Below are 14,992 nucleotides of genomic sequence, written 5' to 3' on the forward strand. Positions count from 1 at the left end.
CGCTTACAAGACTGTCATCTTTGCACGGTGTTATAACTTCTGTTCCACCTCTTTTTGGGTCTGTTTTTCGACCTGCTGCATCTGGCTATTCAGTGCCAAAATCTCTTTATACAGCGCATTAAACTGCTGTAGTGGGGCATCTTCATAAAACATAAAGGTGTTGTTTTTCTTTTCCCATTGGTTATTTTTCAGCACCAAGAAAATTTGATCCGCTTTGGCTAAATTCTGCTGTTCAAGACTAAACAGGCGGGTGGCTTCATGGCTTTTTTCACTGGCTTTCATGCTGTCAGTCAGTTGATGGCGGAACCGCGAAGATATTGCTAAATCTTTGGCCTGAGCAATGGCATCTTTTTGACGTTGTTCAACCTGCTGTGCATAGCTCTCAACAACGGCATGTACGTTTCTCAGCATTTGCTCCGTTTCAGCATAATTGTTCTTTTTGTCTTTGCTTAATCGGTCAATATTTAGAAACTGATCCCAATTTAAGGCTTTTAAATCTCGCAGATATTGATTACGCGCTTCGGCATTTTGCAGCATATGACTGAGCACAAACTCCGCCATAATTTGATAGTCACCCGTCAGACGTGGGTCTTTTACATCGACTTGAATCGGTGTGGTCCAATCTTGAGCTTGTTTGTAAATTTGTTCAGTCTTTTCATACAGCACCGTTTCATAGCGTTGTAGCTGCTGCTGCTCTTTTTGTTGTTGAGAATACTGATAAAACATCCAACCAAAAACGGCACTGGTCGCAAGAACTAAAATCAACACGATACGTCGCATGTTCAGCTTCCTCTTCATTTCTTTTCATCATAGCAAATAAAGGCACATGATCAATATTTCAACATGTTATCGATATTTGAGGACGCTAAGCCCGCACCTTCCCCAAGTGGATGAGGAATGTACTGGCGATAAACGAATAAGGACGTGTTACTTCGCTGGAGCTATTCTTGGTTGCTGACTATTCTGTTGAATCCCTTGCATAAAATTCCGATCAATCTGCCCAATCGAAATTTGTTCACGGGCAATTTGTACATTGGTCGCATTACGGTCAATGCCAAACGGCTGCAACATGATATACAAGCCTTCAGTTGGATTAGACGACTGCAAACCAGCGGCGATGTTTAAGACATGTTCACGTAACAAAGGTGGCACAGAATTTAGATCTGCGGTGACTGCAGGTGGCAAAATATCGATATTTTGAGTAATGGTCGGATCGACCACAAAAGACTGTGCATCATCCTGCAACTGAACGATACGGTGCTGCAAGGCTTTACGAATGTTTTCATCCTGTTGATAAGGAATCACGCCCGTTTCAGCACGTAGCTCTGATTCCGCCATGGTTTTAAAAGTCGGTAGACTCACGATCTCACCATTGGCTTGCAGCAAAGTCGGCATAAAAAGAAGAACACAACAAAAAACCGGAAGAGAATTTAAAAATTTCATAAAACAATCCCAAACGCTAAGAGATATAAAAAGGCATGCTCAAACTGAGCGCCTTCACCCTATTGTATATTTTTCGATCTTTGTGTTGCGTAGTTGTCAGATAAGCGGTAAAGCCCAGAAGATTCAACTGATTGAATACATAGCGAAACCGCTTTTTTTAATGGACCTGCTTTAAATTTTATAACTCATCCCCATCATTTCCTTAATTGCTCTTTTTACTATTTTTGAGAAATCCCATGCGTGTAGATATTTGGTCAGATGTTGTTTGTCCTTTTTGTTATATTGGCAAAAAACGTTTAGAAGCGGCAGCTGAACAGGCTGGTGTTGAATTGGAAGTGCACTGGCACAGTTTTGAACTGGATCCAGATGCGCCAGTTCGCCAAGAAATTTCGAACTCAGAACGTCTCGCACTAAAATATGGTCGCACGGTCGCTGAAGTTGAAGAGATGCAACGTAATATTGCCAAAATGGCTGCGGAAGAAGGCATTGAATTTAACTGGGAAAATGCCAACTCAGGCAACAGTTTCAATGCACACCGTATTATTCACCTTGCTCAAAGCCATGGTTTAGGCAATGAAGCCGAAGAAGCCTTTTTCTTTAGCTATATGACACAAGGCTTACCAATTGGTGAGCGTGAAACCATTGAAGATGTGGCCTCTCGTATTGGTTTAAACCCAGTTGAGGTAGATGATGTGCTGGATTCTGACGAATACGCAGATTTCGTGAAGTTTGACCAAGAAGTGGCGCGTGAACAACTGAAAGTAACGGGTGTGCCGTTCTTTGTTTTCGATCAACGTGTGGCTTTAGCGGGTGCACAGCCGCGTGAAGTCTTTTTACAAGTCCTTGAAAAAGCACAAATGCCAACAGAAGAAAATAATGCGGCACAGTGTTCCGATGAGTCTTGTGAAACACCCAAACAATCATAAGGATACTGGATTCACAGCTTAACTGAGCCCTATCCATAGATAAGAAAATCCCCGATCTGCGGGGATTTTTTATAGGTTAAAAAAATGGACTTGTGGTTAATCGACCAAGAAACTAATTTTAAGATTGACCCGATATTCTACAATTTGGTTGTCCTTAATCACCACTTTTTGTTCATTGATCCAAGCACCTTGAACATTCTTCACCGTCTCAGTGACTTTTGCGATCCCTGTCTGAATCGCATCTTCAAAACTTTTCGCACTGCTTGAATTGACTTCTACCACTTTTGCAATGGCCATCTGTTTGTCCTCAGCTATTGTTGTTTTTGCCTGTTCATCTTAGGTGAATTTTTAATCAAAAATAGATAACTTAAACATTCCACAGCAAAAACTTACACAGTATGCACAATCAAAAGACTTCAAAATGATGAATATTTAAACAATTAATCATGTAACTCCAAGTCCTTTTTCAGGTCTCATTTCAGACAAAAAAGTCCTACTTTCAAGCTTCATTTCAAACTTGAAAATCTAAATTTTCACTTTAAATTTAAACAGCTTAGCACTGGAGTAAAAACTCTATACCAGACTAGAGTATTTATTCTAATTTATTGTTTTTTAACAATAAATGAACTCGTCATTCATCTTTTAATGGCCTAAACCAGCGCTTAAATCGATCATTTTTTGATATTATTCATGCGAAATTTATCTTTTTAAAACTCCCAGTCTCCTAAGTGAGACCTCCTTTTTAGAGGAAATATCATGAACGCTGTTAAATATGCTTTGGCTGTCGCTGTAATGGCTCTTTCTGCAACTGTTTCTGCACAAGTTGTTTTTGTTCCAGATTTTCCTGTAAAAAAACCAGCAGACACTCAAACGGCAACGGCTGATGCTCCTGCGGCTGCACCACATCAAGAAGCGTAATTTGTGCTGACTTGGTCAAAAATAGGCAATGTTGATTGCCTATTTTTTTGCCCAAAATTGCAAAGAACTGACAAAAAATTTCAGCTATGAACCCTCGAGGGCAAAATATTTAATTCAATCTGTGCTGAAATCGAAATTATCTACATTTTTCACTACCCTTTTCTCGTATCGAGAGCAGAATAATTTTTGCCTATTTATTCTTTTCTAATTATGATCAAACAAGAAGACCCAATTCCAAAACCAATAAATTAAATGCACTCAATAGCACATGCCTATGCAAAATTTACAAGCCCTCATCCAAGGTCGTATTACACCCCAAGCCATTGACCTTGATCAATTGATTGCTTTCGCACAGCTGTATACGCAGCCGACTTCAACCGAATATAAATTACTTGAACTGGCCATCAATATGGTTTTGGCAAGCTACTTGGAACAAGCACAAAAACAACTTTAGAGTTCAGCGCATGAAAGCAATCGAAAAAGCAATGCTGATCAAAGAACTGCATCAATTGATTGATGGTTTGGAACATCAACCTCTGTCTTTTTTTGAAATTGCGCGCTCGAAAAAACGTATTCGCGAAATTTTTGCACTCTGTGATGAACCCATTTTTCAAAAACAACTCGAAGCCTATAAGGCACTGACTCAGCCTCAAGCGGCGGCTGAACGCTGGATACAGCAAAGCCCCTACCAGCATGCCTACATTGGACTGTTTCAATATGAGTCTGCTTTAACTGATGCCTTAAAACACCAGACATCTTTCGCATGGGGTGTTGTATATAAATCAGGTTTAGGTTGGCAAATTGCTTTTCAAAACACCCCAGCTACAGTGCATAGCAGCCCATGGCACATAAAGTTTGAACACGCTTACCAATGGTTTTTGATCCATGTGCAAAGCGTTCAACAGCCCGAGAACGTACCTTTTATTACGACACCAGAAATATCCGAAGAAGTTGCAGAAGTTGCAGAAGTTGCAGAAGTTGCAGAAGTTGCAGAAGTTGCAGAAGTTGCAGAAGTTGCAGAAGTTGCAGAAGTTGCAGAAGTTGCAGAAGTTGCAGAAGTTGCAGAAGTTGCACGAGACCAGTTTATCCCGCCCGTTACAACCATATCCCATAAAAAAACTGACATAGGGCATGCACAGGACAATGTAGTTAGTGACGCTTTTGTTTTCACTGGTATTGAGCTTTTAAGCATTGCTACAGATGATACATCGGCTGAACGAACCCAAGGGTCTGTGTCAGACTTCCCCGAAGTCCGTCCTGAGTCTAGTCTGCTTTTATCTAAGGCTGAAGCAGCGCTTCATTTCAATACGGAAATACAACTTCCATTTGACTGTGCCCCAAATGCAACTCAAATTGAAGGAACTGAACTCAGGTCTTTTAAAGAAAACACTGTAGAAGATGTCGTCCCAATCAATCCTATTAAACTAAGTATCAAACAAGATAAGAAACCTGAAAATCAGTCCGATATCGTACAAAAAGATTTAGATCTTCAACCTGAAGTATTAGCAGAAAATCATTTGATTCTCAGCAATCAGCCTCTTTTAAGTGATGGGCTATGTCCGCCTCAGGAAGAATTTATCATTGAGGCCGCTGCACCCATTCGACTTGACCTCAAGCCAAGTGCGTCTATTTCAACGCTTGCCATTCAGGATTTTATCCAAAGGCGATCGATCTTGGCTGAACCACCAGATACAGACATTTCATCTGAATTTCAACAGCAAGATCCACTTGAAAGCGAGGTGACAGCACCATGCCCTGTTTTGCAGGATAGCCATACAGAAAATTCAGAAGCATCAGCTACTGCTGCGCAACCCATACTGCCCACACAGATTCATTTGGGGCAATATCAAGCGAAATTGTGCACACTGCATCAACCAAATTTAGATCCTAAGCTCTATGGCCTCGACATTTCAGGGCACACCGAGATCGGTCAAAATATCGATTTTCTGATCCACAGCGACCAACTCGATCACTGGTTGGACTCTCCTATCTATTTAGCAGAACAGACTAATCAGTATGGAGGGTTTATTAAGTATTTGGCTCTATTCGGTGCTGACAGTCCTATGGAAGCCATTCGCCTGAGCCAACAATTTGCCCAGAGTTGTCAACATCAAGTCGCAGCCATTCGCGAAATTGGATGGGACCAGCTACAGGGTCACATGCATGATGTATTTTCAATTTTTCAGCTGTATACCCAACAGGCCAAACTGGTATGGCATATTGAAGACTATCATCCATTTATTCTGGCCGATCTGCTCAATAGCCGTAAATTCATCCAGTTTGAAGAAAGCTCCGCTGACGTAAATACGCCCATTTTAGTGTTAAAAGAACGACAAAAAATTCGAGTAATTCATGGTCAAAAGCGGGTTGAACTCTCACGTACCGAGATCGCCTATCCATGCTTAGTCCTAGACCGACAGCACGGCATCAGTTGGCAACTGATTCAAAATACGATTTCTACTTTGCCTGAACCTATCACTGTGTTTCAATTATTTGATTCTATTCAAAAACAACTTGGCAGCGAGTTGTAGAGTTTTGTATTTTCTACTTGTGTTCTTATGTGAAATTTACAACACTAAAACATCGAAGAACAATAAAGTACGAAAGCATGCTAAGAACTCAACATGTGGGATCCATCTCTTTATTTTTCTGCCTAAGTTTAGGTACATACGTCAACGTGGCTTGGGCGGAAAGCAATACCAACATCACACAACATTTTGTGCCACCTCACGACGTGGCTGAAATTGACAAAATCGCATCGCCCCCCAAAGGTAGTGGACTTTTATATCAAATTCCACAGTGGATTGACTCACTTCCAACCGTTCTACCTGAAGAATCGGACGAGCTGATTGTGCCCACGACTGATCTCACTGAAGAACGCACATGGGTCGACCGCCAGCAAAAAGAAGTTCGAAACTGGGCAGACCGAACAGCCACGAAAATGGACAATTGGTTTGGTGAAACTGATCCTAAAAAACCGGCCACAGCTACTTTACGGGTCTTGATCGATAACCGCTGGAATAAACATGATGAATATGATGTAAAACCGCGTATTCGTGGTCGAGTCAAACTTCCAACCTTAGAACATAAACTCAGTGTGGTGTTTGGTGATGACTCTTTAGATAATGAACTGCAAAACAATGTTGCGATTACCAATGAAAATCCACCCAGTGCGAATAACGATAAAACATTTGACCGCCGCCAAACCCGTGATGCCAATAGCTCACTGGCTTTAAGATGGTCACAACTGTCAGATCGCCTGCCTTTTGAAACCGATTTCGACTTGGGTGTACGTTCAGGGGATGATATCTATGCGCGGATCGAGTTATCGAAAGAATGGAAACTCGACAATGATTTTCGCGCTTATGCTGAACAGATTTATCGTTATGGTATCGACAGTGAAAATTATTTACGTACCAACCTAGAGCTGACCCATGCACGACCCAATCAGCCATTTTTATCTAATCAGTTCAGTCTGACCTATGCCGACGATCAAGATGATGATCTGCTCTGGGATAACTATAGCTTTAGACAACACCAATTCTTTCATGGCAATCGTTTTAACTACGGCATTTACACTGGTGGTTTCTACAACAACGATGACCTGCGCTTGAACCGTTGGGGGCCTTTTGTCTCGTGGCGTCAACCCTTCTTAAGAGAATGGTTTTATATCCAAGGTGATTTAAATTATTTTAACGATCACCGTGAAGACCGTAGTCATTACGTCAGTGCCTTGGTGCGTTTTGAAGCTTTATTTTAATGGCATGGCGGATATTTAGCCTGAACTGTGGATAAGTTCTCACTTATCCACGGATATCCACATCAGCTTCTTTTCCGCCAATTTAATCGATGCGTTTAACAGATATTAAGGCGCTTGACCCAATGGGTTAACATAAAAAAAGCCTATCTTAGAGATAGGCTTTTTTTTAAGCACATATTAATTTATTGAAGCAATAAGCTGTTAATCCGTTTGATATATTCGGCAGGATCATCAGGTAAGCCACCTTCAGCAATCACCGCTTGGTCAAAAATTACATTGGCCAAGTCATCAAACTGTGCCGAATTTTCTAATTTTCTTACCAATGGATGCTCTGGGTTAATTTCCAAAATTGGCTTGCTTTCAGGTACGGCCTGACCCGCTTGTTGCAGCATACGAATCAGTTGTGGAGAAAGTTCTCCCTCACCTGTCACCAAGCATGCAGGTGAATCGACCAAACGTGTGGTCACACGTACTTCTTTGGTCTTGGCTTTCAATGAGTCAGATAGTTTTTCAACCACAGGTTTAAACTGCTCTGCGGCTGCTTCAAGTGCTTTCTTCTCTTCGGCATCTTGTAAATCACCTAAGTCGACTGCACCTTTCGCCACGTTCTGCATTGGTGTGCCATCAAACTCATGCACAAATTCCATTGCCCATTCATCGACACGGTCTGCCATGAGTAAGACTTCAATGCCTTTTTTCTTAAATAACTCAAGTTGTGGCGAGTTCTTCGCAGCATTGAGACTGTCTGCAGTCACATAGTAAATCGCTTTTTGCCCCTCAGGCATACGCGCTTTATAGTCCTGCAAAGAAGTGCTCACCTCATCATTGTTTGAAGTTGAGAAGCGTAAAAGTTTTAAAATACGCTCACGGTTACCAAAGTCTTCGCCCAAACCTTCTTTCAATACTGAACCAAATTCACGGTAGAAGGTTGTGAACTTCTCTTGATCTTTTTCATCTTCCGATTTGGCTAAAGCATCCAGCATGGTCAATACACGGCGTGCATTCCCTTCACGAATGGTTTTCACATCACGGCTTTCTTGTAACAACTCGCGACTAACGTTCAGTGGTAAATCGGCACTATCAACCACCCCTTGAACAAAGCGTAAATAGTTTGGAATCAAGTTATCCGCGTCATCCATAATGAAGATCCGTTTTACATAGAGCTTAATCCCCGCTTTGGCTTCACGGGTAAAGATATTCGCAGCAGCTTTACTCGGTACATACAGCAACTGCGTATATTCGGTACTGCCTTCAACGCGGTTATGCGCCCATGCCAGTGGGGCTTCAAAATCATGGCTGAGATTCTTATAAAACTCAATGTACTGCTCTTCAGTCACTTCATTTTTATTACGTGTCCACAGAGCGCTGGCTGAGTTGATCGCTTCCCATTCATCTGTTTTCACATACTGACCCGGTTTTGGCTCTTCACCTTCGACCGCTTCTTCTTGCTGCCAAACCTCTTTTTGCATCTCAATCGGCAGACTAATGTGATCCGAGTATTTATTGATAATTTGCTTCACTTTATGCGACTGTAAATAGTCCAACGCATCTTCACGCAAATGTAAAATAATATCGGTACCGCGACTGTCTTTGTGGATCTGCTCGACTTCGAACTCACCTGTACCCGCACTGACCCAACGTACCGCCTGATCAGCACCCACACCTGCACGGCGTGATTCTACGGTAATTTTGTCAGCCACAATGAAGCCCGAGTAGAAACCGACACCAAACTGACCAATCAGTTGTGCATCTGATTTTTGGTCACCTGTGAGCTTAGACATAAAGTCCTTGGTTCCAGACTTAGCAATCGTACCTAAGTGATCAATCGCTTCTTGTTCAGTTAAACCAATCCCATTGTCTGAAATGGTCAGTGTTTGATTGGCTTCATCAAAGCTGACGCGTACATGTAGGTCTGGGTCATTTTCATAATATTCAGGATGATTAATGCCTTCAAAACGCAATTTATCGCAGGCATCGGACGCATTTGAGATCAATTCACGTAGGAAAATGTCAGGATTCGAATACAGTGAATGCGTCACTAAATGTAATAGCTGAGCCACTTCAGCTTGGAAACTATGTTTATGTGCGTTTTGCTCGCTCATCAATCGCTCCTTAATGTATTAAGTCTTATAGAGAATGATTAATGAATTGGAGTGAGCGATACGTTTTTCAATAGCAATCACAAGTTTTTTTGCTTTTTTTTAAAATGGGCCCTGACGGTAAATACGATCTAGATGTAGTTCTAACTGCTGCTGGCGCATTTTATACACATCCATGAGGCAACTTTGTGAAGCAGCACAACGGTCACGAAGACTCAACCACTTCACTTGCTCATCCTGAATCATGCCACGCGTCCCCATCGGAACAAGGCGTTTTAAAATGGTATAAGTGGTGGCCATTTTCACATCGGCGTCATTAATTTGGCGATGTTCACAGATCGCGTGCTCCGTCGTCGTTTTCGCTTTATCACAATTAAAACTGGCCGCTTGAGCATGCATGCTCCACGCCAAAGCACAGACTAAACCAATCCCGAGCATAGATTTCATTTTTATAACTCTCTTATTCTGTTTCTATCCATTCTATAGATGATTTTCTTTTAATACTGAATCATCGTGATTTATTTCAGCATTGACCACTATTCAACTTTAGTCTTTGCATAAAAAAACCCCATCATTGATGAGGTTCTTAAAAAGCTACTTTTGATTATTAAAATTTGTAGCTATAACCGAGGGTATAAATCACTGGATCGATATCTAATTTAAAGTTTTCAACCACAGTTTCAACTTTTGGGTTTAAGTCCGCATAACGAACATCAACAAACACACCCCAGTTTTTCGCATCAGCAGGTTGGTAATTAAAACCAAGTTGTGCAGCATAGCCGTAGTCGTCTTTGACTTTAACTTTAGTTCCTGCAAGTACACCTGAAGTTTCTTCATCCCAAGCAATAAATGCTGTTGCACCGACACCAATATAAGGCGTGAAACCTGTTGAATTTTTAAAGTTATATTTTGCAGTCACTGTTGGCGGCAAATGCTTAAGTTTTACAGCATTGCTACCATTTACTGTCACGTCATGGCTAATTGGCGTCGCCAATAGCAGCTCTGCAGAAATATTGTCATTAAAGAAATATTCAACCGATGGCGTAAACGCGAGTTCGCTATCTGCTTCAACCGTTAATGTACCATTCGCAATTTTCGTGTCCTTCGTTGGCGCAATTGCAGATCCACCGACTTTGACTTGCCATTGACCTGCCATTGCAGCAGATGCAGAAAGACCCATTAATGTAATTAGAGCAATTTGCTTCAACATTTCAAACAACCTCTGTTTGTAAAATAATTAATATAAAAATTAACATTAACTCATCATAAACAAGAGTGTAATTAATATGCAATTATAATAATAATGTATATAAAATACTTTTTTTAAATAACTGTTTTAAATAACTTTAAATATTAAATAGACTATTTTAGTTGGTTTTAAATTAATAATATACAAGCAAAATAAATATATTTTAATTCCAACCTTTTTAATCCGAATTAACATTATAAACCCGATTATTTTAATCTGAATAAATAATAAAAAAGGCGATTTTAAAATCGCCTTTTTATAATCATTGGATTTTGAATTACAACACCATGGCCGCAATCCAACCGAAAATCATGAGCGGAATATTAAAGTGAATAAAGGTCGGGATCACACTGTCTTTCATGTGATCATGCTGACCATCCATATTCAAACCCGAAGTCGGTCCCAAAGTGGAGTCAGAAGCTGGAGAACCCGCATCACCGAGTGCCGCAGCCGTACCAATAATCGCAATAGTTGCCGCTGGACTGAAACCAAACTGGATACACAAAGGCACATAAATAATTGCTAAAATTGGAATGGTAGAGAACGATGAACCAATTCCTAAAGTAATCAGTAAGCCAATCAATAGCATCCAAAATGCAGCGAGTCCTTGACTAGAACCAATCCATTGCACTGATGCTTCTACCAATGCTGGCACTTGATTGGTCGCAGAAATAACAGATGCAAAACCTTGTGCTGCAATCATAATGAAACCAACTAATGCCATCATTCGCATACCGCTAATAATCACATCATCTGCTTCTTTCCATTTAAAAATGCCCGCACAGCTCAAAATCGCAACACCAACCAGACCAGCTAAAATCATGGAATCTGATGCGATTTGTACCCAAAGCGTTGCAACAACAGCAATGAGAGCCATAGATAACGTAAACTTTGAAATTTCGGGCTTAGACTTCTCACCCGTGATATCAAGTTCAGAAGAAATACTTTGCTGCACTGGTTCCACATGCACTTCTTCGTATACACGTTTCTTACGGTAACTAAAGAATACAGCAACCAATAAACCGACAAACATACCCGAAACAGGAATAGCCATTGCTGAAGGGATATCGGCATAATTGATTTTAAAACCGTAGGGTTGCCCAAAAGTATTAATATTTTGACCTAAGATGTCATTCAGGAAAATCGTACCAAATCCAAATGGCACCAGCATATAAGTGGCAACCAAGCCAAAGGTTAGAACGCAAGCAATTAGTCGACGATCTAACTGGAGATGGTTAAACACACTTAATAAAGGAGGAATCAGGACTGGAATAAACGCAATATGCACAGGAATGACGTTTTGTGAACATATGGCTGCTAACGCGACGGTTATAAAAATCAGATATTTAACCCGATTTTGTGCCTTTTCATTGCTCGAACCTTTCAATGTTTTAATAAGCTTATAGGCCAACAAGTCAGGTAAACCTGAGCGTGCCAAAGCCAAAGCAAATGCACCTAAGACCCCGTAAGCCAACGCAATTTTTGCGCCGCCCCCAAGCCCATTATTAAATGCTTCGAGGGTACCGTGTAGCCCTAAACCAGCCAATAAACCGCCTGTGACAGCACCAATAATTAATGCAAATACTACAGGCACACGAGCTAATGAAAGTCCAAACATGACCCCAATAGCGGCAAGAATTGCGAACATAGTGAAAAGAGTGACTTGGAAGAAAGGCGCATTTTATCAGAAAATAACCAAAAAATTCTGCCCTTACAGGTCGCTAGCGCCTTTCTCTTTCACAGATCATTTCAGCTGGCTTTAACACAACGCCAGTTTTGAACAAACCTTTTGATTTCTTTAGCAATTACCTCTGGCTGGCTCAAGATTGCCCAATGGTTGGCATTCACATTCACCCGTTGAAAATCCTCGACCCACTTCGGAATTTCATCGATTAACGCTGGACTCACAAACTGATCTTGCTCCAACACAATCGCTTGTACGGGACAAATTGCAAAGCGTTCCCGAGGTTTCGTCAGACGTGGGATAAAGTTCGCGCGGTAGAGCGCAACCCCGTGCTTACCATCGGCAGCAATGTGATGATTCAGCGGTAAGTCTGAACGTCCTTCTAAACGCGATAAAACTTTGCCCCAATGCTCAGGACTAAAAAACTGCCATACGCTTGGTGCCAGAAAAGGCAACTGAAAGGCCGCAATGTACCAAGACTTCGTTAATTGCTTAAAAAATTGAGGCTTGTATTGTGTGAACTGTTCACGCATCCAAAATGCGGCATGGTCTAAGCATGGGCCTGAAATAGTGGTAAATGACAGCATACGCTCTCTAAATTTTGGCTCAGTCGCGGACTCCCATGACTGAATCGACCCCCAGTCATGCGCAACCAGATGAAAGCTACGCTGCGGAATCACACTATTCACCACACTTTCCAAATCTAGCGATAGCTGAGGCAAGGCATAGGCCCGTGTACAACGCGGCACACTCGACATCCCTGCACCGCGAACGTCATAGGTCACAATATAATAATCTTGCACCAGATGCCCAATCACAGGCTCCCAGACCTCTTGATTATCTGGATAGCCATGCACCAAGACCAGCACAGGATTGTTCGCATTGCCCCATGTTTTCACATAAAGTCTTTGCTGATCTGTAGTTTGTACCCAGTAACTTTGCTGCTCCATATTCAGCTCCTTATTGTTATTGACTGTTTTTTATACTTTAGTGGCAAAACGATCAATGCCAATTGATCTCATCTTCTCTAGTATGGATAGAAGTTCATCAGATACCATTGACCGAAATGAGCATTTTAAAAAAACTTGTGACACAGCCGATTGTCGCGAAATACTTTCTCAATCATTTTGCTCCCTTTAAAGGTGCAGGGATTCAAATTGAAAAATTTGACCTTAAACACTACCATATTCGCGTCAAAATGCCCCTCACTCGACAAAACCGAAATATTGTCGGCGTACATTTTGGCGGGAGCTTATATGCGATGGTCGACCCTTTTTATATGACCCTGCTGATGCACCACTTAGGTAATAAGTATATTGTTTGGGACAAAGCAGCCTCTATCCAATTTCTCAGCCCAGGGCGCAGTACAGTCTATGCAGACTTTCACCTCGATGCCCAAGAAATCGCGACCGTGAAACAACTGGCCGACAACTATGCCCCCGTACATCGTATTTATACCTTAAATATTTATGATGAAGCTGGCATTCGAATTGCCGAAGTGGAAAAGACTTTATATATCCGTCGTAAAAAACCTAAACCGGCACAGCTATAAAAAAAGCACTTTCATGAAGTGCTTTTTGAAAATCTGAACTTAAAACATTATTTACGTTCTTCAATTGCAGCGCCTGCACCACCGCCGATGGCACCGCCAATGGCTGCGCCGGTATTACCACCAAACACGCTTTTACCCACTGCTGAACCAATCGCACCGCCAACACCACTGTAGGTTGCATTACGGTTTGAGCCACCTTGAGCTTTACTGCCCACAGCCGCACCAGCACCACCACCAACGGCTGCACCTACACCGCCACCGAGGCTATTCCCCGCAGCACCACCTACTGCACCGCCTAAAGCCGCTGTCCCAATACGTTGCTCAGAAGCGCTCATATTTTCACAACCTGCCAATAGCATCGTCGAAAGAGATGCCACTGCAATAATGCTCATATACTTTTTCATGAGATTTGTCCTTATTGGCTATTTCTTACAGCATAAAAGATCAGTATGAACTTAAAACCCGTGAAATGTTACGGTTACAGGTGCTATTGCTGAAAATTTGTAAGTAAGAAGCCCTCCTTAGAGGGCCTCATACCGTATTCAACTCAAGCTTATTCAGGCTCTTTCACCACAACCACATCTTTGGTGGTGGTGCCATTTTCTTGGAGCACCGCACGTGTCACACTTTCTTTACTGTTCGGATCTTTCACTTGATCTAGTTTCAGCTCCTTACGTACAGGTTCCTGCCCTTTCTTAAACTCAACCCCTTGTGCATCAACTTGCTTACCTTCTGCAAGGACTACACCACCTTGACTCAAGGTCGATTTCACTTCAACTTTGGATGTCGGAACAATCACGCTACCCTTTTGCACAATCGGTGCCGACATTTTTTTATCTGAAAATTGGCTGGCATTTTCTTCGAGAACCACTTCACGCGCCACAATATCTTTACCGCCATTTTTCACTTCAAAAATAGTCGCTTCGGTCGTCCGCACAGGGTCTTGACCCGCGACACTGCGAATAATCTGTGTTTTGACAATCGGTACAACCGCCTTATCCTCCACGGTGATGGTATTCGGCATCGGCGCTGCCATCGTTTGGCTCACAAATGCGAAGATGCTTAAGCCCAATAGTTTTGATGTCAATTTCATGTGGAACCACCTCTATTTTTTAATCGTTAATGAAGTAAGGAGATTTGTGTACTTATATTTTTAATATAGGAAAAATGTGAAATTTATAAAAGCTTAAATCCACTTCTGTAACAAAAGGACAAAAAAAGCCCCCCGAAGGTGTAATGCTGATCAGTTAAGACAAAATAGCTGAAATGCGGTAAAAATGAGCGTATCCAGATACGCTCATTTTTTTATGACTTTTTCTCAGAATTTAAGTTCAGCATTTCAGCAGACAGCTCCTTCACTT

At 41.7% G+C, this 14,992-nt stretch carries 16 protein-coding genes; 6 read left to right on the top strand and 10 right to left on the bottom strand.

Features of this window, described 5'->3' with window-relative positions:
* Positions 1–30: 30 nt before the first annotated feature.
* Together MF4640_RS14620 and MF4640_RS14625 are read right to left on the bottom strand one after the other, a co-directional pair.
* The gene (locus MF4640_RS14620) at positions 31–780 is read right to left on the bottom strand and encodes a hypothetical protein (RefSeq protein WP_078390047.1); all 750 of its coding nucleotides are present in this window, start codon (positions 778–780) and stop codon (positions 31–33) included.
* A 147-nt stretch (positions 781–927) separates the two neighbouring features.
* Positions 928–1,443, bottom strand: coding sequence for a hypothetical protein (locus MF4640_RS14625; protein ID WP_078390048.1), 516 nt, complete (start codon positions 1,441–1,443; stop codon positions 928–930).
* A gap of 236 nt (positions 1,444–1,679) precedes the next feature.
* Between MF4640_RS14625 and MF4640_RS14630 the strand changes: the two genes are divergently transcribed.
* On the top strand, positions 1,680–2,369 hold the full coding sequence (locus tag MF4640_RS14630; RefSeq protein ID WP_039890315.1) for a DsbA family protein: 690 nt from the start codon (positions 1,680–1,682) through the stop codon (positions 2,367–2,369).
* 96 nt (positions 2,370–2,465) lie between these two features.
* On the opposite strand, the gene MF4640_RS14635 is transcribed toward MF4640_RS14630, so the two are convergent.
* On the bottom strand, positions 2,466–2,666 hold the full coding sequence (locus MF4640_RS14635; protein WP_004978694.1) for a dodecin family protein: 201 nt from the start codon (positions 2,664–2,666) through the stop codon (positions 2,466–2,468).
* A 459-nt stretch (positions 2,667–3,125) separates the two neighbouring features.
* On the opposite strand from MF4640_RS14635, the gene MF4640_RS19495 reads away from it, so the two are divergent.
* The 4 genes from MF4640_RS19495 to MF4640_RS14650 all read left to right on the top strand — a co-directional run bounded on the left by MF4640_RS19495 (position 3,126) and on the right by MF4640_RS14650 (position 7,047).
* Positions 3,126–3,287 carry a hypothetical protein gene (locus MF4640_RS19495; RefSeq protein ID WP_004692748.1) on the top strand — a complete coding sequence of 54 codons (162 nt, stop codon included), beginning with the start codon at positions 3,126–3,128 and terminating at the stop codon, positions 3,285–3,287.
* Positions 3,288–3,561: 274 nt separating this feature from the next.
* Positions 3,562–3,741 carry a hypothetical protein gene (locus MF4640_RS14640; RefSeq protein WP_039890317.1) on the top strand — a complete coding sequence of 60 codons (180 nt, stop codon included), beginning with the start codon at positions 3,562–3,564 and terminating at the stop codon, positions 3,739–3,741.
* Positions 3,742–3,751: 10 nt separating this feature from the next.
* A complete protein-coding gene (locus MF4640_RS19305; RefSeq protein WP_078390049.1) occupies positions 3,752–5,818 on the top strand; it encodes a hypothetical protein in 2,067 nt (688 codons plus the stop codon).
* A gap of 77 nt (positions 5,819–5,895) precedes the next feature.
* Positions 5,896–7,047 (top strand): hypothetical protein, encoded by a 1,152-nt coding sequence (locus tag MF4640_RS14650; protein ID WP_078390050.1) that lies wholly within the window; start codon positions 5,896–5,898, stop codon positions 7,045–7,047.
* Between the two features lie 182 nt (positions 7,048–7,229).
* Here MF4640_RS14650 and htpG read toward each other — a convergent pair whose 3' ends face one another.
* The 5 genes from htpG to MF4640_RS14675 form a co-directional block, all read right to left on the bottom strand.
* On the bottom strand, positions 7,230–9,149 hold the full coding sequence (htpG, locus tag MF4640_RS14655; protein ID WP_078390051.1) for a molecular chaperone HtpG: 1,920 nt from the start codon (positions 9,147–9,149) through the stop codon (positions 7,230–7,232).
* Positions 9,150–9,248: 99 nt separating this feature from the next.
* Complete coding sequence (locus MF4640_RS14660) at positions 9,249–9,593, bottom strand: lysozyme inhibitor LprI family protein (protein WP_078390052.1); 345 nt, start codon at positions 9,591–9,593, stop codon at positions 9,249–9,251.
* Between the two features lie 160 nt (positions 9,594–9,753).
* A complete protein-coding gene (locus MF4640_RS14665; RefSeq protein WP_078390053.1) occupies positions 9,754–10,356 on the bottom strand; it encodes an OmpW/AlkL family protein in 603 nt (200 codons plus the stop codon).
* Between the two features lie 316 nt (positions 10,357–10,672).
* Positions 10,673–12,043: a Na+/H+ antiporter family protein gene (locus MF4640_RS14670; protein ID WP_078390054.1), complete on the bottom strand. Its 1,371-nt coding sequence runs from the start codon at positions 12,041–12,043 to the stop codon at positions 10,673–10,675.
* A gap of 101 nt (positions 12,044–12,144) precedes the next feature.
* Positions 12,145–13,029, bottom strand: coding sequence for an alpha/beta fold hydrolase (locus tag MF4640_RS14675; RefSeq protein ID WP_078390055.1), 885 nt, complete (start codon positions 13,027–13,029; stop codon positions 12,145–12,147).
* A gap of 116 nt (positions 13,030–13,145) precedes the next feature.
* On the opposite strand from MF4640_RS14675, the gene MF4640_RS14680 reads away from it, so the two are divergent.
* Complete coding sequence (locus tag MF4640_RS14680) at positions 13,146–13,631, top strand: DUF4442 domain-containing protein (RefSeq protein WP_004978660.1); 486 nt, start codon at positions 13,146–13,148, stop codon at positions 13,629–13,631.
* Positions 13,632–13,678: 47 nt separating this feature from the next.
* Here MF4640_RS14680 and MF4640_RS14685 read toward each other — a convergent pair whose 3' ends face one another.
* On the bottom strand, positions 13,679–14,035 hold the full coding sequence (locus tag MF4640_RS14685; RefSeq protein WP_058868762.1) for a DNA transfer protein p32: 357 nt from the start codon (positions 14,033–14,035) through the stop codon (positions 13,679–13,681).
* 149 nt (positions 14,036–14,184) lie between these two features.
* Positions 14,185–14,724, bottom strand: a complete 540-nt coding sequence (locus MF4640_RS14690; protein WP_004978654.1) for a hypothetical protein — start codon at positions 14,722–14,724, stop codon at positions 14,185–14,187.
* Positions 14,725–14,992 lie beyond the last annotated feature (268 nt).

The sequence above is a fragment of the Acinetobacter sp. MF4640 genome, assembly GCF_002018895.1.
Taxonomy (GTDB): domain Bacteria; phylum Pseudomonadota; class Gammaproteobacteria; order Pseudomonadales; family Moraxellaceae; genus Acinetobacter; species Acinetobacter johnsonii.

Coding starts and splice junctions, on each gene's coding strand:
- MF4640_RS14620 (WP_078390047.1), bottom strand. CDS start 780: ATGCGACGTATCGTGTTGATTTTAGTTCTTGCGACCAGTGCCGTTTTT.
- MF4640_RS14625 (WP_078390048.1), bottom strand. CDS start 1,443: ATGAAATTTTTAAATTCTCTTCCGGTTTTTTGTTGTGTTCTTCTTTTT.
- MF4640_RS14630 (WP_039890315.1), top strand. CDS start 1,680: ATGCGTGTAGATATTTGGTCAGATGTTGTTTGTCCTTTTTGTTATATT.
- MF4640_RS14635 (WP_004978694.1), bottom strand. CDS start 2,666: ATGGCCATTGCAAAAGTGGTAGAAGTCAATTCAAGCAGTGCGAAAAGT.
- MF4640_RS19495 (WP_004692748.1), top strand. CDS start 3,126: ATGAACGCTGTTAAATATGCTTTGGCTGTCGCTGTAATGGCTCTTTCT.
- MF4640_RS14640 (WP_039890317.1), top strand. CDS start 3,562: ATGCAAAATTTACAAGCCCTCATCCAAGGTCGTATTACACCCCAAGCC.
- MF4640_RS19305 (WP_078390049.1), top strand. CDS start 3,752: ATGAAAGCAATCGAAAAAGCAATGCTGATCAAAGAACTGCATCAATTG.
- MF4640_RS14650 (WP_078390050.1), top strand. CDS start 5,896: ATGCTAAGAACTCAACATGTGGGATCCATCTCTTTATTTTTCTGCCTA.
- htpG (WP_078390051.1), bottom strand. CDS start 9,149: ATGAGCGAGCAAAACGCACATAAACATAGTTTCCAAGCTGAAGTGGCT.
- MF4640_RS14660 (WP_078390052.1), bottom strand. CDS start 9,593: ATGAAATCTATGCTCGGGATTGGTTTAGTCTGTGCTTTGGCGTGGAGC.
- MF4640_RS14665 (WP_078390053.1), bottom strand. CDS start 10,356: ATGTTGAAGCAAATTGCTCTAATTACATTAATGGGTCTTTCTGCATCT.
- MF4640_RS14670 (WP_078390054.1), bottom strand. CDS start 12,043: ATGTTCGCAATTCTTGCCGCTATTGGGGTCATGTTTGGACTTTCATTA.
- MF4640_RS14675 (WP_078390055.1), bottom strand. CDS start 13,029: ATGGAGCAGCAAAGTTACTGGGTACAAACTACAGATCAGCAAAGACTT.
- MF4640_RS14680 (WP_004978660.1), top strand. CDS start 13,146: ATGAGCATTTTAAAAAAACTTGTGACACAGCCGATTGTCGCGAAATAC.
- MF4640_RS14685 (WP_058868762.1), bottom strand. CDS start 14,035: ATGAAAAAGTATATGAGCATTATTGCAGTGGCATCTCTTTCGACGATG.
- MF4640_RS14690 (WP_004978654.1), bottom strand. CDS start 14,724: ATGAAATTGACATCAAAACTATTGGGCTTAAGCATCTTCGCATTTGTG.